General features: G+C 67.1%; 1 protein-coding gene and 1 pseudogene. Both read right to left on the bottom strand.

Features of this window, described 5'->3' with window-relative positions; all coding sequences use genetic code 11:
* Positions 1-335: pseudogene (locus tag IEZ09_RS47310) on the bottom strand (hypothetical protein); the annotation flags it as partial.
* A 348-nt stretch (positions 336-683) separates the two neighbouring features.
* Entirely contained in the window at positions 684-1,472 is a 789-nt protein-coding gene (locus IEZ09_RS47305; protein WP_229813572.1) for an IS1634 family transposase, read from the bottom strand.
* Positions 1,473-1,528 lie beyond the last annotated feature (56 nt).

The raw sequence follows: 1,528 nt of genomic DNA, 5'->3' as shown, positions 1-1,528 counted from the left end.
ATCTGCTGGACGTCGTCGGGTAGCGGGTCGGCCGCGGTGATGACGTGGTCGCCGGCCTTGATCTGGACAGTGCGGTAGCGGCGGATGGTCTTGACGAACTTCTTGATGGACCAGTCGGTGGTGTCCTCGATCCAGCGGGAGACCGCCAGGGCGGCGAACACGATGGTCAGATGCGCCTCGATCGAGTCCTGGGTGCGGTGGTAGATCGGGCGGGCGGCCAGGTCGGATTTGGCCATCCGGAAGCTCTTCTCGATCTGGAACAGCCGGTGGTAAGCGCCGATGATCTGCTCGGGCGGGGGTCGGCGATGTTGGTGACGTAGCCCTTGATCCCGGCTAGCCCGCGGGCCTTGGCCTCCAGCTCGCGGTTGACGGTCTTGGTGGCGTCGGTGAGCTTGACGAACCTGTTCCGTTTGACCGCGGTCTTGCCGGCGACGGCCTGCTCGGCCTTGCGGACCTGCTCATCGATGCCCTTGAGCGTGCGCCGGGCTCGGTCGTGTTTGTACTGGTAGCACCGCACCTGGTCCTTGCGTTCGTCCGTCGGCCCGGCCGGCCAGGGCTGGACGAACACCTGCCCGTCCGGGACCGGCTCGCCCGGATGCGTGCGGCGCCATTCATCGACCACGCAGGGAACCTCGGGGATGCACATGCCGGGGATGAACGATAGGCCTGCTGCCTCGATGTCCTTACATGTTCTTCTCGGAGATCATTCCGGCGTCGGCGACGACGACCACATCTGTCAGGCGGTGGGCGGCCATGAACGCCTTGATCGTGGGCAGCATGGTGGTGGTCCCGGCCGTGTTGCCCTCGAACGCGTTGACCATCAACGGGAACCCCGCGGCGTCGGTGAGCAACCCGACGGTGATCTGGGGCTCCAGCCTGCGTTCCTTGGAGAACCCGGACTCGCGAAACCCGTCCCCGGTGTCGGTCTCGAAGTACAGGGTCGTCACGTCGTAGAGCAGCAACGTCGCCGGTCCGAGACCGACATGGTAGGCGCACAACGCCGCCAGCCGCTCCCGCCACTCGTCCTTGGCGTACCCAGGCAGGCGCCGCTTGAGGGTCCGGTAGGACACCGAAGCGATGCCGACCTCCTCAAGCACCCGCAGCGAGTCCAGCTTGCTGGTCGGCTCGATGATCCGCGCCAGCACCAGCTGCCGGAACACGTCGTCGCCATCGGCCGCGTCGGCGAACCCCAGCGTGTCGTAGACGCTGCTCAGGGCGTCCCACAGGTGCCCCATCCGCGAGGCAGTGATCGGTAACGGCCCGCCCACCTCCGGCGGCGCGTCCAGCCCGAGGTCGAGCTCACCCTGGCCGACCGCCAGCCGCTGCCGGGCCGCCGCCTTGAGCAGCTCCAGCTCGACATCATCGTGAGCTGACCCGATGTGTTCGATGTCCCGCGAGCCCTTGCGCGAGGAGTGCACGATCTGGACCGCACGCGCCCCCGAGGCGGTCTTCACGGTCCGGACGTAGGCCACCGGGCCACCTTATGACCCAGATCTAGTGCACAGATTCCGCCCAACCTCGCGACGAA

The sequence above is a fragment of the Lentzea flava genome (genome assembly GCF_014648475.1).
In the GTDB taxonomy this organism is placed as follows: Bacteria; Actinomycetota; Actinomycetes; order Mycobacteriales; family Pseudonocardiaceae; genus Lentzea; species Lentzea flava.
Note: the sequence above shows the minus strand (reverse complement) of the source record. Positions and strands in the feature narration are given on the sequence as shown.